General features: G+C 66.3%; 23 protein-coding genes. 10 read left to right on the forward strand and 13 right to left on the reverse strand.

What is annotated here, in order from left to right:
• A complete protein-coding gene (locus ABF648_RS01535) occupies positions 1 to 1,410 on the forward strand; it encodes an NAD(P)(+) transhydrogenase (Re/Si-specific) subunit beta (RefSeq protein WP_415630530.1) in 1,410 nt (469 codons plus the stop codon).
• A 76-nt stretch (positions 1,411 to 1,486) separates the two neighbouring features.
• Here ABF648_RS01535 and ABF648_RS01540 read toward each other — a convergent pair whose 3' ends face one another.
• Entirely contained in the window at positions 1,487 to 2,383 is an 897-nt protein-coding gene (locus ABF648_RS01540; protein WP_415630531.1) for an SDR family oxidoreductase, read from the reverse strand.
• A gap of 80 nt (positions 2,384 to 2,463) precedes the next feature.
• Entirely contained in the window at positions 2,464 to 4,404 is a 1,941-nt protein-coding gene (gene malQ, locus ABF648_RS01545; protein ID WP_415630532.1) for a 4-alpha-glucanotransferase, read from the reverse strand.
• A gap of 342 nt (positions 4,405 to 4,746) precedes the next feature.
• Between malQ and amrB the strand changes: the two genes are divergently transcribed.
• Genes amrB through amrS form a run of 3 tightly spaced genes read left to right on the forward strand, consistent with a single transcriptional unit; the run spans position 4,747 to position 7,312 of the window.
• On the forward strand, positions 4,747 to 5,544 hold the full coding sequence (gene amrB / locus ABF648_RS01550; protein WP_415630533.1) for an AmmeMemoRadiSam system protein B: 798 nt from the start codon (positions 4,747 to 4,749) through the stop codon (positions 5,542 to 5,544).
• The gene (gene amrA, locus ABF648_RS01555) at positions 5,541 to 6,233 is read left to right on the forward strand and encodes an AmmeMemoRadiSam system protein A (RefSeq protein ID WP_415630534.1); all 693 of its coding nucleotides are present in this window, start codon (positions 5,541 to 5,543) and stop codon (positions 6,231 to 6,233) included. Before amrB ends, amrA begins: the two co-directional genes overlap by 4 nt.
• Complete coding sequence (gene amrS / locus ABF648_RS01560; RefSeq protein ID WP_415630535.1) at positions 6,233 to 7,312, forward strand: AmmeMemoRadiSam system radical SAM enzyme; 1,080 nt, start codon at positions 6,233 to 6,235, stop codon at positions 7,310 to 7,312. The genes amrA and amrS overlap by 1 nt, the downstream gene beginning before the upstream one ends.
• A 149-nt stretch (positions 7,313 to 7,461) precedes the next feature.
• On the opposite strand, the gene ABF648_RS01565 is transcribed toward amrS, so the two are convergent.
• Positions 7,462 to 7,776 (reverse strand): PTS sugar transporter subunit IIB, encoded by a 315-nt coding sequence (locus tag ABF648_RS01565; RefSeq protein WP_415630536.1) that lies wholly within the window; start codon positions 7,774 to 7,776, stop codon positions 7,462 to 7,464.
• A 2-nt stretch (positions 7,777 to 7,778) separates the two neighbouring features.
• Positions 7,779 to 8,174 carry a PTS lactose/cellobiose transporter subunit IIA gene (locus ABF648_RS01570; RefSeq protein ID WP_415630537.1) on the reverse strand — a complete coding sequence of 132 codons (396 nt, stop codon included), beginning with the start codon at positions 8,172 to 8,174 and terminating at the stop codon, positions 7,779 to 7,781.
• A 312-nt stretch (positions 8,175 to 8,486) separates the two neighbouring features.
• Between ABF648_RS01570 and ABF648_RS01575 the strand changes: the two genes are divergently transcribed.
• A complete protein-coding gene (locus ABF648_RS01575; protein WP_415630538.1) occupies positions 8,487 to 8,648 on the forward strand; it encodes a hypothetical protein in 162 nt (53 codons plus the stop codon).
• Positions 8,649 to 8,697: 49 nt separating this feature from the next.
• On the opposite strand, the gene ABF648_RS01580 is transcribed toward ABF648_RS01575, so the two are convergent.
• Genes ABF648_RS01580 through modA form a run of 3 tightly spaced genes read right to left on the reverse strand, consistent with a single transcriptional unit; the run spans position 8,698 to position 11,525 of the window.
• On the reverse strand, positions 8,698 to 9,783 hold the full coding sequence (locus ABF648_RS01580) for a sulfate/molybdate ABC transporter ATP-binding protein (RefSeq protein WP_415630539.1): 1,086 nt from the start codon (positions 9,781 to 9,783) through the stop codon (positions 8,698 to 8,700).
• A complete protein-coding gene (locus tag ABF648_RS01585) occupies positions 9,780 to 10,685 on the reverse strand; it encodes an ABC transporter permease (RefSeq protein ID WP_415630540.1) in 906 nt (301 codons plus the stop codon). The genes ABF648_RS01580 and ABF648_RS01585 overlap by 4 nt, the downstream gene beginning before the upstream one ends.
• Before the next feature lie 3 nt (positions 10,686 to 10,688).
• The gene (modA, locus tag ABF648_RS01590; RefSeq protein WP_415630541.1) at positions 10,689 to 11,525 is read right to left on the reverse strand and encodes a molybdate ABC transporter substrate-binding protein; all 837 of its coding nucleotides are present in this window, start codon (positions 11,523 to 11,525) and stop codon (positions 10,689 to 10,691) included.
• A gap of 186 nt (positions 11,526 to 11,711) precedes the next feature.
• Between modA and ABF648_RS01595 the strand changes: the two genes are divergently transcribed.
• Positions 11,712 to 12,566 (forward strand): CHAD domain-containing protein, encoded by an 855-nt coding sequence (locus ABF648_RS01595; protein WP_415630542.1) that lies wholly within the window; start codon positions 11,712 to 11,714, stop codon positions 12,564 to 12,566.
• Positions 12,567 to 12,704: 138 nt separating this feature from the next.
• On the opposite strand, the gene ABF648_RS01600 is transcribed toward ABF648_RS01595, so the two are convergent.
• The 5 genes from ABF648_RS01600 to ABF648_RS01620 all read right to left on the reverse strand — a co-directional run bounded on the left by ABF648_RS01600 (position 12,705) and on the right by ABF648_RS01620 (position 16,499).
• Positions 12,705 to 14,126, reverse strand: coding sequence for a sensor histidine kinase (locus tag ABF648_RS01600; protein ID WP_415630543.1), 1,422 nt, complete (start codon positions 14,124 to 14,126; stop codon positions 12,705 to 12,707).
• Positions 14,123 to 14,809: a response regulator transcription factor gene (locus ABF648_RS01605; RefSeq protein ID WP_415630544.1), complete on the reverse strand. Its 687-nt coding sequence runs from the start codon at positions 14,807 to 14,809 to the stop codon at positions 14,123 to 14,125. Before ABF648_RS01605 ends, ABF648_RS01600 begins: the two co-directional genes overlap by 4 nt.
• A gap of 17 nt (positions 14,810 to 14,826) precedes the next feature.
• The gene (locus ABF648_RS01610) at positions 14,827 to 15,573 is read right to left on the reverse strand and encodes a hypothetical protein (protein ID WP_415630545.1); all 747 of its coding nucleotides are present in this window, start codon (positions 15,571 to 15,573) and stop codon (positions 14,827 to 14,829) included.
• A gap of 81 nt (positions 15,574 to 15,654) precedes the next feature.
• Positions 15,655 to 16,128 (reverse strand): low molecular weight protein-tyrosine-phosphatase, encoded by a 474-nt coding sequence (locus ABF648_RS01615; RefSeq protein ID WP_415630546.1) that lies wholly within the window; start codon positions 16,126 to 16,128, stop codon positions 15,655 to 15,657.
• Entirely contained in the window at positions 16,125 to 16,499 is a 375-nt protein-coding gene (locus ABF648_RS01620; RefSeq protein WP_415630547.1) for a phage holin family protein, read from the reverse strand. Before ABF648_RS01620 ends, ABF648_RS01615 begins: the two co-directional genes overlap by 4 nt.
• 71 nt (positions 16,500 to 16,570) lie before the next feature.
• Between ABF648_RS01620 and argF the strand changes: the two genes are divergently transcribed.
• From argF to alr, 4 genes are all read left to right on the forward strand, one after another.
• Positions 16,571 to 17,593: an ornithine carbamoyltransferase gene (gene argF, locus ABF648_RS01625; protein ID WP_415630548.1), complete on the forward strand. Its 1,023-nt coding sequence runs from the start codon at positions 16,571 to 16,573 to the stop codon at positions 17,591 to 17,593.
• A gap of 4 nt (positions 17,594 to 17,597) precedes the next feature.
• Positions 17,598 to 18,203 carry a mismatch-specific DNA-glycosylase gene (locus ABF648_RS01630; RefSeq protein WP_415630549.1) on the forward strand — a complete coding sequence of 202 codons (606 nt, stop codon included), beginning with the start codon at positions 17,598 to 17,600 and terminating at the stop codon, positions 18,201 to 18,203.
• A gap of 179 nt (positions 18,204 to 18,382) precedes the next feature.
• Positions 18,383 to 19,009 carry a DUF4203 domain-containing protein gene (locus ABF648_RS01635; protein WP_415630550.1) on the forward strand — a complete coding sequence of 209 codons (627 nt, stop codon included), beginning with the start codon at positions 18,383 to 18,385 and terminating at the stop codon, positions 19,007 to 19,009.
• A gap of 49 nt (positions 19,010 to 19,058) precedes the next feature.
• Positions 19,059 to 20,273, forward strand: coding sequence for an alanine racemase (gene alr, locus ABF648_RS01640; RefSeq protein WP_415630551.1), 1,215 nt, complete (start codon positions 19,059 to 19,061; stop codon positions 20,271 to 20,273).
• A 110-nt stretch (positions 20,274 to 20,383) separates the two neighbouring features.
• Here the strand turns inward: alr and ABF648_RS01645 are convergent, their stop codons facing one another.
• Complete coding sequence (locus tag ABF648_RS01645; RefSeq protein WP_415630552.1) at positions 20,384 to 21,103, reverse strand: EcsC family protein; 720 nt, start codon at positions 21,101 to 21,103, stop codon at positions 20,384 to 20,386.
• Positions 21,104 to 21,120: the final 17 nt, after the last annotated feature.

Genomic DNA, 21,120 nt, shown 5'->3' on the forward strand with positions numbered 1-21,120 from the left:
ATGGTGCTTCTTCAGGCAAGCGTCAGCAATTTCATCAACGCCACATTCATCGTCTCCGGCCTGCTGTTCATCCTGGCGCTGGCCGGGCTCAGCAGGCATGAGACGTCACGGCGTGGCAACGCCTTCGGCATGCTCGGCATGGCGCTGGCAGTCATCGCCTCGGCCGTGTCGATGGCCCACCAGGACACCAGGCCGATCGCCTGGATCCTCATGGTCATCGCCATCATCATCGGTGCCTCCATCGGCCTGTTCAAGGCCGCCAAGGTCGAGATGACCGGCATGCCCGAGCTGGTCGCCCAGCTGCACAGCTTCGTCGGTCTGGCCGCAGTGCTGGTGGGCATCAATGCCTACATCGAGCACCCGAACGCCGACGCCTTCTCGATGTACGAGATGTGGATCGGCATCTTCATCGGCGCCGTCACCTTCACCGGTTCGATCATCGCCTGGGGCAAGCTGTCCGGCAACATCAAGTCGGCACCGCTCACCCTGCCCGGCCGCAACTGGCTCAACCTCGGTGGCCTGGTCGCCATCATCGCCTGTGGCATCTGGTTCGCCAACGGCGGCGGTTGGCTGCCGCTGATCCTGCTCACCGTGGTCTCGCTGCTGCTCGGCATCCACCTGGTGGCGGCCATCGGCGGGGCGGACATGCCCGTGGTCATCTCGATGCTGAACAGCTACTCCGGCTGGGCCGCGGCCTTCAGCGGCTTCAGCCTGGGCCTGTCGGTGCTCATCGTCACCGGGGCGCTCGTCGGGGCGTCCGGCGCGATCCTGTCCTACATCATGTGCAAGGCCATGAACCGCTCCTTCGTCTCGGTGATCCTGGGCGGCTTCGGTCAGGCTTCTGCCAGCGCCGATTCGGGTCCGCAGGGTGACATCCAGGAGGTGGACGCCGCAGGCGCCGCCGAGGAGCTGCGCAATGCCAGCTCGGTGGTCATCGCTCCCGGCTACGGCATGGCCGTCGCCCAGGCGCAGTATCCGGTGGCCGAGCTGGTCAAGAAGCTGCAGGCCCAGGGCACCGAGGTGCGTTTCGCCATTCACCCGGTTGCCGGGCGCCTGCCGGGCCACATGAATGTGCTGCTCGCCGAGGCCCACGTGCCCTACGACATCGTCATGGAGATGGACGAGATCAACGACGACTTCAAGGACACCGACGTCGCCCTGGTCATCGGCGCAAATGACACCGTGAATCCCGCCGCCATGGAACCGGGCTCGCCCATCTCGGGCATGCCCGTGCTGCACGTGTGGGACGCCAAGCGGGTGATCGTGTTCAAGCGGTCGATGAATGCCGGCTACGCCGGTGTGCAGAACCCGTTGTTCTTCAACGACAACACCGAGATGCTCTTCGGCGACGCCAAGGCATCGGTGGACGGCATCAACAGCAATCTGCCGGCGCTCGAAGCCGCCAAGTGATGCTGTTGGGTTGAGTTGATGTGGTGCTCTTCCCGTGTCCCGTGCGTTCAGGTGCTTCGGTGCAAGGCTCCGGTGATCAGGGCGTCGGCATGCCACCGGTCACGGCGATCGTCGCGCCCAGCACATAGCTGGACTCGGCAGAGGCGAGGAAGACATAGGCCGGCGCCAGCTCGGCCGGCTGGCCGCTGCGTCCGATGGGGGTCTGGGTGCCGAAGTGAGCCAGCTTCTCGTGGGGCTGGCCACCACTGGGCTGCAGCGGAGTCCAGATCGGCCCCGGCGCCACGGCGTTGACGCGGATGCCCCTGGAGGCCAGCTGGGAGGCGAGCGCTTTGGTGAAGGCGTTGATGGCCGCCTTGGTGGTCGCGTAGTCGAGCAGCAGCGGCGACGGCTGGTAGGCCTGCACCGAGGTGGTGTTGATGATCGTCGACCCCGGCTCGAGGTAGGGGATCGCGGCCTTCGTGATCCGGAACATCGCCAGCACATTGGTGTTGAGGGTCTGCTCGAACTGCTCGTCGGGAAGGTCCTCGATGGACTCGCAGAACAACTGCTTGCCGGCATTGTTCACCAGGATGTCGAGACCGCCGAGCTCGCGCACCGCCTTGTTCACGAGCTGGGTGCAGAAGTCCCGGTCGGTGAGATCACCGGGGAGCAGCACGGCCTTGCGCCCGGCGGTTTCGATCTGGGTGCGCACGTGCTGGGCGTCGTCCTCTTCGTCGGGCAGGTAGGTGATCGCCACATCCGCGCCCTCGCGGGCGAAAGCGATCGCCACCGCCGCGCCGATGCCGGAGTCGCCACCGGTGATGAGCGCCTTGCGGTTCAGCAGCCTTGCGGACCCCCGATAGGTCTCCTCACCGTGGTCTGCGTGCGGCTCCAGGTCCGTGTCGGTGCCCGGCTCGGGGACATGCTTCTCAGGGGCTTCCACCTGCGGGTATCGCGTCACGGGGTTCTCGAAGGTGTATTGGCTTCGTGTCATGGCTCAAGGCAACCACAACTTGGTGTTTTCCGAAGGGGTGCACGCGATGATGTCCCCTTGCAGAACCCCCGGGCGCACCTTCAGCGACGGGCACCCAGAATCCCCGCGAGATCGTGGATGAGCGGCCCGATCATGATCTCCTCGACCGGCCTGGGCAGCGCGATCGACCAATTGGGATATCTGCCCACGATGCTCGGGATGTTCGGGCGTGCTCGCACCAGCGAGGCGTCCTCCAGCGAGGCCAGCACAATGATGCTCGGTGAGTCCGCCAGGGACTGATACCTCGCCCGCACCGCCCGATGCAGCTCCTCCTCGGTCACCCGCTCGGACGGCTTGTCCGGGTCGATCCCGGCCAGCTCGGCGACGCCGCGGCGGGACTGCTCGAACGCCTCCCAGTCGGTGTCCTTGCCGATCTTGCGCTGCTGATCCGCGTCGTAGCCGGTGAGCAGGCCGGCCAGCGTCACCTGGTCGTGGGTCGACGAGGTGCCCACGCACAGCACGGGGAAATCGGCAGGCGAGGTGCGGCTCGCCGAGCGATTGGCCAGCAGTCCGATGTCGCGCATGCTGTGCTGCACCCCGCTGGGCACGGTGCCCATGTCCTCCCCGACCACCCACGCTCCGGCGCGCGCGGCCTCCAGCCGCAGGATGGCGAGCATGGCGTCTACGGGATAGTTCACGTACACGCCCTCGGACGCCGAGCCGTCCACCGGAATCCAGTACAGCCGCCACAGCTGCATCACGTGATCCACCCGCAGGGCCTTGGCGTGCGCCAGTCCCTCGCGCAGCATGTCGATGAAGGGGACGAAGCCGGCCTGGACGAGTTTCTGCGGCTGGAAGGGGGGCAGGCCCCATCGCTGGCCCTCGGGGTTGAGCAGGTCGGGCGGGCAGCCGATCTCGAAATCGAAGCAGAGCTCGTCCTGGTAGGCCCAGGCGTCCTGCGAGTTGAGGTCGAATCCGACCGCCAGATCGGCGATGACCTCGACTCCGCTGGTGCAGGCCTGGGCGTACTGCAGATCGGCCACCCATTGGCACCAGATGTAGAAGAGCACACGGTCGCGGTGTTCGAGGGTGAACTGCTTCACCGCCTGTGAGCCGGGATGATGCAGCTCCTCAGGCCAGCTGCGCCAGTCCGACGAGTCCTGGTGCTCGGCGATCGCGCACCAGGCGGCAAAGGTTCGCAGCACGTGGCCCCGGCGGGCGCAGTAGCTGCGCAGCTCGGGGTTCGTGTCATTGCGCACCTGCTGCCAGATGCGTTCCAAGGCCTGTTTCTTCAGCGACCACACCGCGGGCCTGTCGATGATGCGGTACTGGTTGAGCTCGCGTCCGGCGGCGGACAGATCGCTGAGGTCGATCCGCTCGGCCCCGGGCACCGCGCCCGGGGCCACGTGCAGCAGGTTGAGGAAGTTGCGGCTGGCCGGCGAATAGGGCGAGGCCTGCGGCGAGCTGACCGGCGCGACCGCGTGCACCGGGGAAACCTGGACGCAATCGGCGCCCAGAGTGGCGGCCTGCCTGCAGATCAGCGCGAGATCTCGGAAGTCGCCGATGCCCCAGGACTGGTTGGAGCGGGCTGCGTACAGCTGCACTTGTAGGCCCCAGCCCTTGTCAGGCGTCCGCAGGCGGTCGGGAGTACAGATGACGAGGTGATGGGCGCCATGCTCGTCGATCAGGCAGTAATAGCCGGGTTCGCTGATCCTGCCCTGGACTTCGCGACGCTGGCCGTTCTCCAGCACCAGGGTGCCGAACAGCTGCGGGCGGAACCGGCCGGGCGTACACACGAGTGTCTCGGGCACCGTTGCAGGGTCGACGGTGAAGTGTCGTTCCACCCTCAGCAGGGTGGAGATCTGGGCCTCGACGATCTGGCCGATCGAGTTGATGTAACTGCCGACCACACCCAGCGGTGCGAGGCGGGACAGCAGCTGGGTTCGCCAGATGTTCTGAAGAGTTCCGTCGCGGCGCACCTGGGGCGTATCGGGGTTGCCGGTACCGTCATCACGGCCTGGCAGGGGATACTGCGCACTCACTCAATCAGGTTAACCGAGGCTCGGGAAAGGCCTTGTGATCGGGCTTCACCCCATGAACTGACCGGGGTGCGGATGTCCCCGGAAGCAGCGTCAGATGCTTTGCAGCTGCGGAGGCCACATCCATACCCCGGGGTTCCACCATGACGACCAGTTGACGCAGGGTGGGGCCGGTACCAGCGGTGGGATGTGCATACGCCCTGCGGCTGACCTGCCTTTCATGCCGCTGCCGTGTTCCCCCACCGCGTCGCCATCGATGATCCACCGCCGACGGGACCGGCGTGTGCCTACCATCGGTGGGGAGGGCCGGCCAGTGTCGGTCCCGCAGGTGAGGATGTGAGGACCATGACCAGCAGGCCGCCGGCAGTGGCGGGAAGCTTCTACCCGGCACGGCCCAGGGCGCTGGAAAAGGCCCTGACAAGTGCCTTCGAGGCGGCTGATCCACCGCCCGCCGAGCTCGATCCCTCTCAGGTGAAGGCGCTCATCGTGCCGCATGCGGGCTACGTCTACTCCGGCTCGACCGCCGCCTCCGGATACGCCCTGCTCAGGGACCGCACCATCGAGATGATCGTGCTGCTGGGCCCCACACACCGAGTGGGCATCCGTGGCATGGCGCTGCCAGGATGCGACCTCTTCGAGACCCCACTCGGCGAGGTGACCGTCGACGCCGAGCTGGCCAAGGCTGCCGCTGCGGTGCCGATGGTGGTCACCCGGCCGGATGTGCACGAGTACGAGCACAGCCTGGAGGTGCAGCTGCCCTTCCTGCAGACCGTCTGCCCGCAGGCCAGCGTGCTGCCGGTGGCTGTCGGCAGCGCGACACCCGCCGAGGTCGGTGCTCTTCTCAACGCCCTGTGGGGCGGCCCGGAGACCATCGTGATCATCAGCTCCGACATGTCGCACTTTCACCGCTACGAGGAGGCCCGCCGTATCGATGCCGGCACCATCGACCAGATCCTCGCTTTCGACGACAGCGTCCAACCCGAGCAGGCCTGCGGCTGCCACCCGATGGACGGCCTGCTGCACGTCGCCGCCGCACACGAACTGCATCCCGCACTGCTTGCTGCGCGCAACAGTGGTGACACCGCTGGCGACCGCGCTCGGGTGGTCGGCTACGCCAGTTTCGCCTTCCAGGAGGCCTCATGACCAAGAACGACGACCAGGCGGTGGATGCCCTGCCCGGCGACGCGGGCGCGGTTCTCGTCGGCATTGCGAGGCGCACCCTGGAGGAGGAGCTCGGCATCGAGAGGACGGGCAGCCCCGCTTCGACGCGCGATCACGAACCCGCTGTGACGAGTGACGTTGAAGCCACCACCGTCGGATCAGGCCGGCCTGGCCGTCCGGCGTGGCTCGACCGGGACGGCGCGAGCTTCGTCACGCTGACCATCGGGGGAGCGCTGCGCGGGTGCATCGGCTCGCTGACCGCCTACCGGCCACTGCGAGAAGATGTCGCCCGCAACGCCCACAATGCGGCCTTCGAGGATCCGCGCTTCCCTCCCCTGGGGGCAGATGAGTACCCCGGCACCGCGGTGGAGGTCTCGGTGCTCGGCGCACCCGAACCCGTCCCTGCGCGCACCGAGGACGAACTGATCGCTGCGCTGCGTCCCGGCACAGACGGGGTGATCCTGCGCGAGGGACACCATCGCGCCACCTTCCTCCCCCAGGTGTGGGAGCAGCTGCCCGATCCACACGAATTCCTCCAGGCGCTTCGGCACAAGGCCGGGCTTCGCGCCGATCGGTGGGCCGGCAGTACAACCGCCGAGCGCTACACGGTGACCGCCTACACCGATCTGGCAGGCGAGGACATGCTCGCCCATGATCACAAGGACTCTTGATGATCCGGAATCCGGTCGATCTCACAGATGGCGGCGGCACGGACAGTGCGCCGCCCGCCAATGCCTTGCCGGCCCGCTGGTGGCATCGCCTTCCCGACGGGCGGCTGCGCTGCGATCTGTGCCCCCGAGCATGTTCGCTGCGTGACGGCCAGCGCGGTTTCTGCTTCGTGCGCGCCCGGCGCGGTGATCAGCTGTGGCTCGACGTGGCAGGGCCAGTCTCGGGGCTGGGTATCGATCCCATCGAGAAGAAGCCGCTCAACCACGTGCTGCCCGGCACCAGAGTGCTGAGTTTCGGCACCGTCGGTTGTAACCTCGGTTGCCGGTTCTGCCAGAACTGGCAGATCTCCACCGCTTCCTCGATGGTGGCGCTCCAGGTTGAAGCAAGTCCCGAACACATCGTCCAGACCGCATTGAGAGAGGGTTGCCAGGCGATCGCCTTCACCTACAACGACCCCATCATCTTCGCCGAGTACGCCATTGAGGTGGCCCACGCCGCCCACGAGGCCGGGTTGCTGAGCATCGCGGTGACCGCCGGATACCTCAACCCGGAACCGCGTGCGGAATTCTTCGGCTGCATGGACGCCGCCAACATCGACCTCAAGGCCTTCTCCGACGCTTTCTATCGACGCATCACAGGGGCGCGGCTGCAGGTGGTGCTCGACACGATCAGCTCGGTGGTCGCCTCGGGACGCACCTGGGTTGAACTGACCACGCTGCTGATCCCCGGCCACAACGACTCCGACCATGAACTCACGGCCATGTGCCGCTGGATATCCGCCGAACTCGGCACGGAGGTGCCGCTGCACTTCTCGGCTTTCCACCCCTCACACCGGATGAGAGACGTACCGAGCACCTCGCCGGCCGCCCTGGAGCGAGCTCGTGACATTGCGCTCGCCGAAGGGCTGCACTTCGTCTACACCGGAAATGTGCACGACCCCCAGGGCCAGAGCACCTGGTGCCCGGCTTGCGGTCAGACCCTCATCGAGCGCGACAGATATGCCATCGGCACGAAACACATTGACGAAAACAATCTCTGCACCCGCTGCGGCTACCGTCTGCCGGGCATCTTCCAGCGCTGAATAGAAGGCTTCACGAGCAGAAACGCCCCGGCTGCGCCGACATGCGGCGATGCCCGGGGCGCTTCAGGATGAGATGTGCGCAAGGGGTACCGACGGTGGAACCAAGCCGAAGCCTGGAGCAACGGGCCACCCCCAGCAGCTGTGCGGGCTCAGGAGCCCTGGGTGAGGCCGGTGGCCAGGTCCAGGATCGCCTCGCCGCGAACCAGGCCGTAATCGGTCATCGGGATGACCGCCACCTTGATGCCCTTGGGCTCCAGCACCTCGCGGGCGTGGTCCAGCTCGTAACCAACCTGCGGGCCGAGCAGCGCGACGTCCAGGCTGTCCTTGGTCTCGGCACCAATGCTGGAGATCGGGCCAGACTCCACCTCGGCGTCGACACCCTTCTTCTCGGCGGCTTCGCGCAGGCTGCGCACCACCATTGCCGTCGAAATTCCTGCTGCGCAGAAAAGCTTGATCTTGGTCATGGTCATTCCTCCATGGGATGCGGGTGATCGGTTGCGGTTGCGAGTTTTTGGTACAGGTCGATGAACACCCGGGCGTTCTCAATGGCCATGTTCGCCATCGTGAGGTGGTCCTGGGCATGAACCAGGAGGATGTCGACGGGCAGTTGAACTCCGCGAGCCTGCACTGTGAGCCCCTCGGTCTGGATGTCGTGGCTGTCCGAGAAATCCTTCTCGGCATGTTCCAGCAGTGAGGCTGCCTCGGGGAAATCCCCAGCTCGTGCGGCCTTGATCGACTGCATGGCGAAGCTGTGCGCCTCACCGGCCAGTGCAATGATGCGAAAAGAGAAGGTCGTGAAATCCTCTGAAGGTGTGTTTTCTGCTGCCGCAGCAGAATCGGCAGATGACACGCCCTCGTCCATGCCCCCGACTTTACTGGATGGAGTCTGGCGTAGCAGGACCGGGCAGGCGACGGGACGCGGTTCTCGTGGGCAAGCGTGCCCAGCCGGGATGGCTGAACGCTGACGACCCACGAAGAGCTTGCGAGAGTGCCCCGCAACCGCCTGCGGATCTGATGATTGCCAGCCTCATCGCGGACCACTCCGCATCCACGGGCCGCCGTCGATTCCCCCTCGCTGGAGGAAAGTCGGATGGCTGCCGCGCTGTACCCTGATGTGGGTTTGACGTGCCCGGCCACACCGATTCAACTCGCGCCGATCCAGCAAGGAGCGCAGATGTCCCTCAGGTTCAATGCCCCGCGACGGGGTGCAGGCGCCAACCGCGCGCAGGGAAGTCGTGGCGGCCGGGGTGAGGGACTGGCTGCACTGGCAATTCTTGCGGTGGTCAGCGTGTTTTCCGCAGCGGTCGCTGGCGCGCGTCGCAGCCGTCGCAGCTGAGCCGAGTTGTCCGCATGCTGCGCCCCTTGACCTCCTCGACTGCGCAGTCTCAGCTATCCGCTTCGCCCGGCTGGGCCGGATAGACATCCCAGCTGTGCTGTGGGATGTGGATCCACACCGAGCTGCCGGGCCGGGGCGCATTCTCCGGAGCAGCGGCGATGTCGGAGATCAAACCGGTCTCGTCGCCATCGCCGGAGCCATCCCGATGAGGAGCAAGGCTGACGCGCGCACCATGACGCTGCCTGACCAGGTGGGTCACGGTGGCTGGCGCCGCCTCCTCGGCAGCTGAATCGAGCACCTGCACGTCCTCGGGTTGGCAGCAGCCCAGCACCGGCCCATCGGGCACACCCGGCGCGCGAAGCCTGAATGGTCCGAGCTGTGCCTGGCCGTCGCGAACCTGCCCGGCCACCAGGTTGAGGCTCAGCAGACGCGCGATGAAAGGCGACCGGGGACGCCGGATCACCTCTGCCATCGGCCCACGGTCGACCGCCCTCCCGCCGGAGAGCACCAGCAGCTCGTCGGCGAGCGCCAGCGCGTCGTTCGGATCGTGGGTGACGACCACCGCCTGCCCGCTGAAGGCATCGAGGATGTCACTCAGGTCGGTGCGCAGTTCCAGCCTGCCCTGGGCGTCCAGTGCGGCGAAGGGCTCATCGAGCAGCAGCACCGTGGGCTGCGGCGCCAGAGCTCTGGCCAGCGCTACCCGCTGGGCCTGGCCACCGGACAGCGCATCGGGCCTGGCCTGCGCACGGGAGGCCACGCCCACCCGCTCCAGCCAGTCCCGCGCGACGGCCTCGGCCTCGCGCTTGGCCATCCTGCGGGCGCGCAGTCCGAAGGCCACGTTCTCCAGTGCCGACATGGTGGGGAACAGCCGATAGTCCTGGAAGAGCACGCCCACGGAACGGTGCGCAGGTGTGGTGAAATCCCGTGTGGCAGCGTTGTCCCAGGTGACCTCATCAACGGTGATGGTGCCCTCGTCGATGTGGCGAAGGCCCGCCAGGCAGCGCAGCAGGGTGCTCTTGCCGGCGCCATTGGGGCCCACCACGGCCAACACCCGGCTGGCCTCCAGAGTGACCAGGAGATCGAGGGTGAAAGTGCCCTGGCGAGCCACGATGTCGGCCCTGAGATCCCCGCTCACGCGGGTGCCGCCTGGTGTTTGCGCAGCACGATGAGCACCAGCAGCGAGATGACGAACAGCATCAGGCTGAGCACCACGGCATCCCCGGGCGTGGTCTGAAGGGCCAGGAAGATCGCCAGTGGCGTGGTCTGGGTGGTGCCGGGAAGGTTCCCGGCGAAGGTGATGGTGGCCCCCAACTCACCGAGTGCGCGCGCCCAGGTGAGGGTTGCACCGGCAGCCAGCGAGGGCCCGAGCATCGGCAGCGTGACGCGGCGCAGGATGAGCCATCGGCTCGCCCCCAATGTCTGGGCTGCCTCCTCGTAGGTCATGCCCACGTGACTGAGGCCGGCCTCGGCGGTGAGCACGAAGAAGGGCATCGCCACGAAGGAGCAGGCCACGATGACACCCATCGTCGTATAGGGCAGCGAAATACCGAGCAGACGATAACCCCATGAGCCGATGAGGCCGCCGCGCCCATAGGCATAGAGCAGGGCGACGCCGCCGACCACCGGCGGCAGAATCATCGGCAGCATGACGAAGGCCCGCAGCACCTTGACCCCGGGGAACTCGCCCCTGGCGAGCAACCAGGCGAGCGGCAGGCCCAGAATCACGACGAGGATGGTGGCTCCGGTGGGGCAGATCAGTGAGAGCAGCAGAGCGCTGCGCACGGTGGGTTTGGAGAGTTGTGCAGGCACCTGTGACCAGTGCACATTGGCCAGCAGGCCGATCAGCGGGAAGACCAGGAAGGCGACGGCAATGCTGCCCAGCAGCACCGACCACAGCGGAAGGGATTGTCCTTTCGCTGCAGCCGGTGAGTGCCTGGCGCGGTGCGGACCCCGGCGCGCAGCGCCATCCTGTGCACCGCCCGCAGCAGCACCTTGGGCATCGCCTGCAGCGTCGCGCCGTCCACCGCGTTCGGTCATGGATCAGGGAGCGAGGAATTGCATGCCCTGAAGGACCTGCTGCCCGGCCGCGCTGTTCAGGAAGTTGACATAGGCCTGCGCAGCTTTCGGATTGTTCGACTTGGCGAGCGTCGCGGCCTCGTACAGCACCGGAACCTGCTGATCGTCAGGAATCGGGATCCCCTCGACCTGGTCGTTGCCCTGCACGTCGGTCTCGAAGGCGAGTCCCGCATCGGCATTGCCGGTGGCGACCTTCTGCACGACGGCCGGCGGGCCCTGCTCACGTGAGACGGGGTTGACCGTGACGTTGTCCTTCTTGAGCAGCTGGTCGGTCATCATGCCGCCAGGGGTGGAGGTGTCGGCGAGCACCGTGGTGACATTCGGCAGGTCCGACACCGCAGTGATGTGTTTGGGGTTGCCCTTGGGCACCACGATCACGAAGCGGTTGCGAGCGAAGATCACCGGACTGCTGGACAGCAGGCTGGACGACTGCGCCTGGACCATCGAGTCGGCCCCGATGGTGATGAAGACATCCCCAGGTGAACCCTGTTGCAGAGCGATGACCTGCGCCGGTGAATGGCCCAGATTGGGCGTCACCGTGGCATCCGGGTTGGAAGAAGTGAAGGACCCGTTGAGCGCCGGAACGGCGTTGGCGAGGGTGCCTGGCGCCAGGACGGTGATCGAACCCGTGGCGGGTGGAGTCGATGCGCTCGGGGTGGGAGTTCTCGACGAAGTCTCCGTGGCAGAACCCGTGGGGGTGCTCGAGCTCTGTGATGTCGACGGCGCGCAGGCTCCCAAAAGCAGCAGGAGCACAGAGGCGGTTGCGGCAAGGCATCGACGAACTGTGGTGGATTGCTTCATGCCCGGGATGCTAGCGGCAATTGAGAGATTCGTGGGTCGCTCATTCGGATTCATCACGCAATTCCTCGCGAATTCTCGGTTGACTGGTGACAAGTGTTCCGCAGGCGCGTTTCACCTCTGCTATCGGGCGAATGGGAATAACCGCATGGCCTTTCTGCGCGGCTCCGGGTGCGGTTCACTGGGTGTATGAGTGCCGCGACATCGAAGAAGAATCACTGGCGCGCCGGGTTTTTCGTGTCCCACACACTGGAGCAGCTGCTGGATGCGATTGACGAGAGGACAGCGGAGTTCCGCGAGGACCAGGGCGTTGATCCCGTGCACGATCTGCGCGTCTCCGTGCGGCGGCTGCGCGCCCTGCTGTCCTTCCTCAATCCCCTGGTCAGGAGCAAAGTCGAGCAGGCCCGTGGCGACATCCGGGTACAGGCGCTGCCGCTGGGCCGACTGCGGGATGTGGACGTCTTCCTGGAGCACATGGCCGAGGGCAAGGCGCCTGTCCGGGTCAGGGACGCGGCCGAACTGCGCCGATTGCTGGTGGAACGCAGACAAGAATTGGCCCAGGATGTGCTCGGGCAGTTACCCACCCGGGAGTGGACGCAGCCTTTCGACACGATACGTAAGGCGGTACGCAAGCAGTCCTGGCGGGGGCCGGAGCATCGTCGGGCACAGAAATTCTGTGTCGATCGACTGGATGACTGGTGGAAGAGCTGGCTGAAGAATTCGCGCGACGTGGAATCATTGTCCTTCCATGCCCTGCACCAGGTGAGGATTCGCGCGAAGAAACTGCGTTACGCCTGCGAGGTGAGCGCGGAATTGTTCTGGCCCGATTCGCAGTCAGCCGCAGCCATCATCGAAGGGTTCAAGCAATTCCAGGACGAACTCGGAGCGGTCAATGACATCGCCACCGCTCGCGCCATCGTCGTCGATGAGGGTTTCCAGTTGCCGGAAGGCTTCGAGCACCAGGTGGATCTGTCGACGGCGGATGCCCTGCGTGCCGACATGATCGCGGTGGGGCGTTTCTGGCGGGACGAGAAGAGCACCTGAACCCAGTTGACCAGCCCGTCGGCCAAGTTGGCTGGCGTCCATCGCCATCAGCCCGAGAACGACCGAGCAGGGCATGGTTCGCCCCTCGCGGTCAGAACCTGTGAATGTCGGCGTGCCCCTCCAGCATGGGGCCAGGCATCAGGTGAGGGTCTCCTCCAGAGCCTCCGGCGGGGCCGCAGGCAGTTTCATGGTGAACAGGGCACCACCGCCGGGCATGTTCCCGGCGCTGATCTGCCCGCCGTGCGCCTGCACGGTGTGGGCGACGATCGAAAGGCCGAGACCGGTGCCAGGGGTGTTGCGGGCCTTGTTGGACCGGAAGAAGCGGTCGAAGATGTGCGGCAGATCGTCTTCGGCGATGCCCGGGCCCTCATCTGAGACGGTCAGTGTGCCGTCGTCCAGTCTCACGTGCACAGTGCCGTTCTCGGGGCTGAACTTGACCGCATTGTCCAGCAGATTGGTCACCGCCCGCTCCAGGGTGTCCGGCTCGCCGACCACATAGAAGGGACGCGTGACGACGTCGAAGGTCAGGCCGTTGCCGCGTCTCTTCGCCCTTGTCACGGCGGCATTGACCACGTGAGCGAAGTTGAGTGGTTCCAGGCTCGGGGTGACCACGTCGTCGCGGCTGAGCTGCACGAGGTCACCGACCAGGGAGGTGAACTCACCCAGCTGGGCCGCCACATCGGTGAGGATCTCGGCCCGGGCGCCCTCCGGAAGCATGCCCGTCTTCTCGTCGGCTGCCAGCAGCTCGACATTGGTGCGCATCGAGGTGAGTGGGGTGCGCAGCTCATGGCCTGCGTCCGCGATGAGGCGCTGCTGGCGGTGTCTGCTGGACGCCAGCGAATGCATCATGGTGTCGAAGCTGCGCGACAGATCGCCCAGTTCGTCCTGCCGGGTTGAGCAGATCGGGGCCAGGTCGTCGGTTTCGGTGACATGCGCGACGGCCAGCGACAGCCGTCTCAACGGATGCATCACTGCGGAGCCGACACGGTGGCCGGCTGCGGCGCCGACAACGATGAACAGTGCACCGAGGCTGATCATGATGATCTGCAACTGGTGGAGTGTGGACAGCAGCGGCGAGAGCGGGCGGGCCAGCACGAGTGCGTAGTAGCCGTTGTCCTCGCTCTTGAGGGGCACCGCAACCAGCCGGTACATGGCGCCATTCGGGCCGAGTTCCACGGTGCGGGTCGAGGTTCCGAATTGGAGCCGCGCGATGGCGATCTCGGGAGCACCGGGCTCGATGTCCAGCTGCGCATTCTGCAGCCTCACGATGGAGCGGTCTGCCTTGACCAGGACGATGTTCACATTCGCAGCCTGCAGGGCGGACGAGTTGAGGCCGCCCATCCCGGCGATGTCCGAGGCGATGGGGTTGACCATCAGGCCCGCGACGCCGATCAGCTCGTCATCCATCTCCTGGTACAGAGAACTCTGCGTGGCGAAATAGGCCGTGACTCCCACCACGAACACTGCAATGGCGACTCCGGCCGCGCTGAGCGAGGCCAGACGTTCCTGGATCGAGCGACGGTGGCGAAAATCCCACAGCCGGTGCAACAGATCGATCACGGTGTCGTGTCGCGCAGCACGTAGCCCACACCACGCACGGTGTGGATGAGGCGGGGTTCGCCGTCCTGCTCGGTCTTGCGCCGCAGGTAGCCGATGTAGACCTCGAGGGAGTTCGCCGTGGTGGGGAAGTCGAAACCCCACACCTCGTTGAGCAGCCAGCTGCGTTCGAGCACCCGCCGGGGATGGGTCATGAAGGTCTGCAACAGGGCGAATTCGGTGCGGGTGAGGGAGATGTGCCGCTCGCCGCGTGTGACATCGCGGGTCTGCGGGTCGAGGCTGAGGTCTGCGAAGACGAGCGCCTCGCTGACCGGTTCCTGGTCGGGGTGGGACCGCCGGGTCAGTGCCCGCAGCCTGGCCAGCAGCTCGTCCAGACTGAACGGCTTGACGAGGTAGTCGTCTGCTCCGGCGTCGAGCCCATCCACCCGATCACCTACCGCATCGCGCGCCGTGAGGATGAGGATTGGCACGTCGTTGCCGGTGGAGCGGAGCATCTTGGTGGTCTCGAGCCCGTCGAGGCGGGGCATCATCACGTCCATGATCACCGCATCCGGGCGTGCGGTGGACAGCTGGGCGAGCGCCGCGAGGCCATCCTCGGCGGTCTCAACCTCGTAGCCGCTGTACTGCAGGGAGCGCACCAAGGAATCGCGCACCGCCTGGTCGTCGTCAACCACCAAGATCTGCATGGACATAGCTTGCACCATCAGGAGGCCGTAGTGGCCTGATCGGGGATGACGGCCATCGAACTGCGTACCCGCACCTCGTCACCATCACGGGTCAGCCAGTGCACCGCCCCCGGTCCGAGAATTTCGGTGCTGCCGCTCGTCACGTCGACGGTGAGACCGGTGTCCTCGTCGATGGTCACTGCAGAACTGGCATGGCCTGCCAGCAGCGCGGAGATGGCCCGCTCCAGCAGATGCTGGGAATCGGTGTGCACATCGATGGCCGGCCCGACCAGCCCGAGGCCCTCGCGCACGATGAGTTCTGTGGAGCCGTCCCCTGCCAGCTCCGGTCCGATGGCCCGGCCGTGCCACTGCCAGCCACCGGCGATGGCCTTCTTCGCCACCACCTGGGCACCGGCACTGAAGCCGAGATAGGCGGTACCACCGCGGATCAACCGGGTGATGGTGTCCTTGTGCGGCATGAGGGCGTCCAAATAGCCGGGTGCCCACCCCGCGGCGACCACCAGCCCGGCCAGCTCCTCAGGATTGGCCGGCCACACGATCTGGCCTTCGTCCTCGTCGACGAGCCAGACGGGTTCGATGAGGACCTCGGGCCAGCGTTGGACGATCGGGTCTGCGTACAAATTCAGGTAGCCGCCCGCCTCTGACTGCGTTCCGAGGATCGCGATGGCGACGCGGTTGCCGCGCTGCTTCGCAGCGGCCACGAAATGGTCGACCACCGGCCCCGTCGCCTGTGAGGGGCCGCCTCCCACCAGAAAGAGAGTCATGGAGCCAGCCTACCCAGGATGTACTTGCATGGTCGGGGGCTGCGCCCGGCAATGATTCTGCAGCGCGTCCAGGGCCGCCGGTCAGGCCAGCTCGCGCACAGCCGCCACGATGCCGGGTGCGGCCGCTTCGATCGTTGCGAGGGTGGCCTCGAACTCTGCGCGTCCGCCGTACCAGGGATCAGGCGTGGCAGCGCCCTCGCGTCCGGGGATGAAGTCGGTCAGCAGGTGCACCCTGGAGTCGTCCGCGCCCATCGAGAGCAGCCGTGCGGAGTGCATGCCCTCCATGGCGATGAGCAGATCGGCGGACAGCTCCTCGGAGGTGATCTTGTGCGCCCGGTGATCGCCGATCTCGTAGCCGTGCGCCCTGAGGCACTGCGCGGCGCGAGAGTCGAGCCGGCTGCCCTGCTCCTCCCTGCTCACCCCGGCCGAGCCGACACTCGCCCCGAGCCCCACGTCAGCGAGCTTCGCCCGCATCACCTGCTCGGCCATCGTGGAGCGGCAGATGTTGCCCCAGCAGACGAAGACAATCCAGGGCCGCCCGCTCGGTGTGCTCATCGGATGCTCGCAGGCAGGAAGCGCCCGAGAACCATCGCGACCACCGAGATGATCAGCGAGCCGCCGAAGGCGGAATTCCAGTTGAGCACCTGCCAGCCCACACCCAGCACGCCGCACAGCGAGCTGGTGAGCATGAGCAGCGCCGCGTTGATGGCCCACAGGAACAGGCCGAAGGTGATCACGATCAGGCAGGATCCGAGCAAGTGCAGAATCGGCTTGACGAAGGAATTGAGAAAGCCGAGCACCAGCGCGACGATCACGAGGCTGAGTGCCTGCTTGGCCGGAGGATCCCAGGGCGCAAGGATGATGCCCGATATCAGCCAGGTGGCGATGGCCACTGCAAGGGCATTGACGAGGGTTCGTGCGAACATGCGTCCAGACTGCCAGCTCGGTCCGGCGGAAAGTCGGTAGGCTGTCTGCCTTGTCGTCGATGGAGGATTTGATGTCGTTTGATTTGGCCGCACTGCCCGACCTGCAGGGCCGCAGCTTCCTGAAGGAAGCCGACTTCGCGCCCCAGGAATGGGCCGGACTGCTCGACCTCGCGGCCGAGCTCAAGGCCGCCAAGCGCGCCGGCGCCGAGCAGCAGACCCTGACGGGCCTCAACATCGCCCTGATCTTCGAGAAGACCTCCACCCGTACTCGCTGCGCCTTCGAGGTGGGCGCCCATGACCAGGGCGCCCATGTCACCTATCTCGACCCCTCCGGTTCCCAACTCGGGCACAAGGAATCCATCGCCGACACCGCACGGGTGCTCGGGCGGATGTTCGACGGCATCGAATACCGCGGCTTCGGCCAGGAGCGCGTCGAGGAGCTCGCCGCCAATGCCGGCGTCCCGGTGTGGAACGGCCTCACCGACGAGTGGCACCCCACTCAGATGCTCGCCGACCAGCTCACCATGCGCGAGCACTCCGGCAAGCCGCTACCTGAGCTGTCGATCGCCTATGTGGGTGATGCCCGTTTCAACGAGGGGAATTCCACCCTGGTGTCCGCAGCGCTGTCCGGGATGGATGTGCGCATCGTCTCGCCGGCATCCTTGCAGTGCGCCGCCGAGGTGCAGCAGACGGCCCGGAAGATCGCCGAGCAGACCGGCGCCCACATCACCGTCACCGACTCCCTGGATGCAGTGCAGGATGCGGACTACCTCTACACCGATGTGTGGGTGTCGATGGGGGAGGACAAGAGCGTCTGGACTGAGCGCATCGACCTGCTGCGCCCCTACCAGGTGAACTCGGAGCTGCTGGCCCGCACCGGAAATCCCGATGTCAAGGTGATGCACTGCCTACCCGCCTTCCACGACCTCGGCACATCGGTGGGACGCCAGATCCATGAACTCACCGGCATGACCGCCCTGGAGATCACCGACGAGGTCTTCGAGGCGAACGCCCAGGTGATCTTCGACGAGGCCGAGAACCGCATGCACACCATCAAGGCGGTCATGGTGGCAACGCTTGGGCGGCGCGGCTGAGACCATGGGCTTCACCAGACAGGAGCTGGAGCAGTACCGAGGTGCCACTCTGCCCGACCTGCTGCCGCAGCACCTGGGTCTGCTGTTCGTCGGGATCAACCCGAGTCTGTGGTCGGCAGCGGCCGGGGCGCACTTCGCACGTCCCGGGAACCGCTTCTACCCGGCGCTCGCCCAGGCCGGTATCGTCTCCCATGTCATCGACGCCTCCACGGGCTGGCCGGCGGACGCTGCGGCAGAGTTCGAGGCACAGGGTCTGGGCATCAGCAATTTCGTGCACCGGGCCACGGCCCGCGCCGACGAACTGGGCCGAGACGAGGTCAGGGCCGGTGCTCGGGATCTCACCCGGCTGATCGCCCACCGAAAGCCCGCAGTGGTGGCCGTGCTCGGGGTGGGCGCCTACCGGCTCGGTTTCGCCAGGCCCAGGGCTGCAGTGGGGGAGCAGCCCGAGCAGGTCGGCTGGGATGAGGCGAGTGGTTCCAGCCGGGTGTTCGTGCTCCCCAATCCGAGCGGCCTGAACGCCCACGAGACGGTGGCCAGCCTGGCGGCTGCGTACGTCCTCGCCGCGCAGGCCGCGGGAGTGCTGTCTTGCTCAGCTGGGACGGCTGACTGAGCGGGCTGGGCGCCGGGCCACCCCTGCCCTCACCGGTGACTCGGCAGTGCGGATTCTGCCGGTGCCCCGACAGTGCGTGTCATGCAAGCGTCCTCTCCTGCTGCGGACCGGCAGCCATAATGGACAACGTCGCCGTTCTTTCAGCGATGTCTTCGACAGCGCACAACTCAGGAGTGGACATGGACAACACCGTGGTTGGAATCCTGTCCCTGCTCGTGGGCATCATCCTGGTGATGCGCGGATACCCAGCGATGAGAATCGCCATCAGTGCGCTGGGCGCACTCATCGGCTTCTCGATAGGTGCCGGCATGGTGTCAGAGCTGACGCAGACCGAATTCCTCGCCGGCCCCGGTGGCTGGATCGGTGGGATCATCGGTTGCCTCCTGCTGGGCGCGCTGGCTTTCACCTTCTACCGAGTAGGTATCGCCCTCGGCCTGGCTGGCACCGGCTATGCCATGGGCACCCTGCTGATGACCGCCCTGCGGGTGGATCAGCAATGGGCAGTGATCGCTGTCGGATGCCTGGGCGCCCTGGTGATGCTCGTCCTGGCCATTGCCCTGGATCTTCCCGGCCTGATCATCATCATTGCGACCTCGCTGGCCGGCGCGGATCTGATCGTCTTCGCCGTGCGGGTGCTGACCGGAAATCTTGTCGTCGAGGGGCTGACTCCTGCGAGTTCTTCGCTACGTCTGGTGAGCTGGTGGTGGATTCTTGGGATTGGTCTTGGTCTGGTCGGCATCGTCGTCCAATCGCGATATCTCAGGCTGGGTGCCAGGTCGTCAGCGCGGAGCCAGTGGAGCCGCTGACCACCCCGCGGGAACCGAGCCGTGGGCGCGTGAGGAGGAGAATGAGCGCATGCTGTACGCCACGCACCTGACCATCGATCTCGATGCGGTCCGGCACAATGCCAGGGTCATCAGGGCCAAGGCCGGGGACCGTCTGCTGCTCGCCGCCGTCAAGGCCGACGGATATGGCCACGGTGCAGTCGAGATAAGTCGGCTCCTCGAACGCGAACAGCTGGTGGACTGGCTGGGCGTGGCCACGGTGCCCGAGGCCATCGCATTGCGCGAGGCCGGCATCGGCCTGCCCATCCTCAAGCTCTCCCATGCTTTCGCTGAGGAGATCCCGGCAGCACTCGACGCAGAACTCACGCTGACCGTGGTCGATGACGAATCGCTGGGCGAAGTCGCGGCGGCGGCTCGAGCCAGGGTGAGGCCGACAAGAGTGCACATGGCCATCGACACCGGCATGCGAAGGATCGGCTGCGAACCGGAACGAGCAGTCGAGCTGGCCCGGCAGGTGACGGATTCGGGACTGGAACTGGAGGGCATCTCCACCCATCTGCCCGTCTCGGACACCCCGCAGGGGAAGGACTTCACCGTCGCCCAGATCGCAGAATTCATGGCTGCGGTCGCGCGCGTCCAGTCCGACAGGACATCTCACGGCCTCGCCCCGGTGCCGCTGGTGCACGGCGCGGCCTCCGCCGGAGCGATGTGGCATGACATTTCAGGCATGACGATGGTGCGTCCTGGCATCATCCTCTACGGCCTGTACCCCGATCCGGCGACACCGCGCACCGTTGCGCTGCGCCCGGCCCTGACCATGCGCTCCCGGGTGAGCCTGGTCAAGCACGTCCGGGCGCACGAGACCGTGGGTTATGGGCGCTCCTGGGAGGCGCCGACCGACCGCTGGATCGGCACAGTGCCGGTGGGCTATGCGGACGGGTTCAACCGGCTGAACTCCAATCGGGGCAGGATGCTCGTCAACGGCCGCAGCTTCCCGGTGGCCGGCCGGGTGTGCATGGACCAGACCATGCTCGATCTCGGCGAATCCGATGACCACGGCGTGCATCGCGGGGACGAGGTGGTCGTGATCGGGAGCAGTGGGGCGGAATCGATCGACTGCGATGAGCTGGCCCGGCTGGCAGGCACCATCAACTACGAGGTGACCACAGTCATCCCGCCCCGGGTGCGGCGGTATTACATGAATGGTGCGGGTGACGCAGGCACATCTTCTTCGGGGTCGGGCAGCACCGGCGTCGAAGATTCCGGGAACAGCAGCGCTTCATAGTCGCTGGCCGGACGGGGGCGTGCCCATCTGATGGGCGCGCCGGAATTCCGGAGCCGGCACCTCAGGTTTCGGTGCTTCCGAAGGTTCCAGCGAATCAGAACCGGGTTGGTTCAGGCCTCGGGACCGTGTGGCCGTCCCGTCCGGCGTCGCACGATGAACTCATGCTTGGCGTACTCGGCGACCGCCCACGTGGCCCAGCCGTCGGCCGCCAGCCCCACACCCCCGCCCAAAATCGGGATGCGCTTGCCGATGAGGGCCACCGTCTGCTTGCCACTGGTGCGGGCGGCCAGGGTGCGGAGCACCTGCTCGGCGATCTGCTGTTCCAGACGCGGATCTGAGACCGGCGCCGTGGCCACCCCCATCGGTGAACTCGGCAGTTTGCCCTTCCCGACCAGCTCCTCGACGCCCCGCCGCCCGAGCAGAACCATCCAGATCGCCTCACGGACGCGGGGATCGTCCAGGTTGTAACCCCTCAGATGCGCGATGGAGGCCACCAGCCGGGTCTGCACCACCGCGACACCTGCGAGGTTCGCAGGGACCGCGACGACCGTGCTGACCAGCCCGCCGAGGTTCGTGACGAAGCCCTGCGCCCCGGCCATCGCCGTATGAGACATCACCAGTGCGTTGATCGCAGCCTCGACATCGCCGGTCTTGTGCTCCAGGGCGTGTCCCGCAGAATGGCGCGCCCCTGGCAGCAGGGACACCCCGTCGATGGCGAGGTCGGCCAGCTTGCGCAGCACCTGGGCTGAGGGCCCGGGGGCAATGGCGGGGGCAATGGAGACCACTGCACTTCCGATGGTGCCGATCGCCGGCTTTTTGAAGACGGGCATGGGAGACCTCCTGAATA

Source organism: Propionibacterium sp., from assembly GCF_047719395.1.
Classification (GTDB): Bacteria; Actinomycetota; Actinomycetes; order Propionibacteriales; family Propionibacteriaceae; genus Propionibacterium.

Excerpts from the sequence above, each read along its gene's own strand:
- ABF648_RS01565 (WP_415630536.1), bottom strand. The coding sequence starts at position 7,776 with ATGACCAAGATCAAGCTTTTCTGCGCAGCAGGAATTTCGACGGCAATG.
- ABF648_RS01610 (WP_415630545.1), bottom strand. The coding sequence starts at position 15,573 with ATGACTCTCTTTCTGGTGGGAGGCGGCCCCTCACAGGCGACGGGGCCG.
- modA (WP_415630541.1), bottom strand. The coding sequence starts at position 11,525 with ATGAAGCAATCCACCACAGTTCGTCGATGCCTTGCCGCAACCGCCTCT.
- ABF648_RS01585 (WP_415630540.1), bottom strand. The coding sequence starts at position 10,685 with ATGACCGAACGCGGTGGACGGCGCGACGCTGCAGGCGATGCCCAAGGT.
- amrA (WP_415630534.1), top strand. The coding sequence starts at position 5,541 with ATGACCAAGAACGACGACCAGGCGGTGGATGCCCTGCCCGGCGACGCG.
- ABF648_RS01620 (WP_415630547.1), bottom strand. The coding sequence starts at position 16,499 with ATGTTCGCACGAACCCTCGTCAATGCCCTTGCAGTGGCCATCGCCACC.
- ABF648_RS01645 (WP_415630552.1), bottom strand. The coding sequence starts at position 21,103 with ATGCCCGTCTTCAAAAAGCCGGCGATCGGCACCATCGGAAGTGCAGTG.
- amrB (WP_415630533.1), top strand. The coding sequence starts at position 4,747 with ATGACCAGCAGGCCGCCGGCAGTGGCGGGAAGCTTCTACCCGGCACGG.
- ABF648_RS01535 (WP_415630530.1), top strand. The coding sequence starts at position 1 with ATGGTGCTTCTTCAGGCAAGCGTCAGCAATTTCATCAACGCCACATTC.
- ABF648_RS01595 (WP_415630542.1), top strand. The coding sequence starts at position 11,712 with ATGAGTGCCGCGACATCGAAGAAGAATCACTGGCGCGCCGGGTTTTTC.
- ABF648_RS01635 (WP_415630550.1), top strand. The coding sequence starts at position 18,383 with ATGGACAACACCGTGGTTGGAATCCTGTCCCTGCTCGTGGGCATCATC.
- ABF648_RS01615 (WP_415630546.1), bottom strand. The coding sequence starts at position 16,128 with ATGAGCACACCGAGCGGGCGGCCCTGGATTGTCTTCGTCTGCTGGGGC.
- ABF648_RS01570 (WP_415630537.1), bottom strand. The coding sequence starts at position 8,174 with ATGGACGAGGGCGTGTCATCTGCCGATTCTGCTGCGGCAGCAGAAAAC.
- ABF648_RS01575 (WP_415630538.1), top strand. The coding sequence starts at position 8,487 with ATGTCCCTCAGGTTCAATGCCCCGCGACGGGGTGCAGGCGCCAACCGC.
- ABF648_RS01540 (WP_415630531.1), bottom strand. The coding sequence starts at position 2,383 with ATGACACGAAGCCAATACACCTTCGAGAACCCCGTGACGCGATACCCG.
- argF (WP_415630548.1), top strand. The coding sequence starts at position 16,571 with ATGTCGTTTGATTTGGCCGCACTGCCCGACCTGCAGGGCCGCAGCTTC.
- ABF648_RS01605 (WP_415630544.1), bottom strand. The coding sequence starts at position 14,809 with ATGCAGATCTTGGTGGTTGACGACGACCAGGCGGTGCGCGATTCCTTG.
- alr (WP_415630551.1), top strand. The coding sequence starts at position 19,059 with ATGCTGTACGCCACGCACCTGACCATCGATCTCGATGCGGTCCGGCAC.
- ABF648_RS01630 (WP_415630549.1), top strand. The coding sequence starts at position 17,598 with ATGGGCTTCACCAGACAGGAGCTGGAGCAGTACCGAGGTGCCACTCTG.
- amrS (WP_415630535.1), top strand. The coding sequence starts at position 6,233 with ATGATCCGGAATCCGGTCGATCTCACAGATGGCGGCGGCACGGACAGT.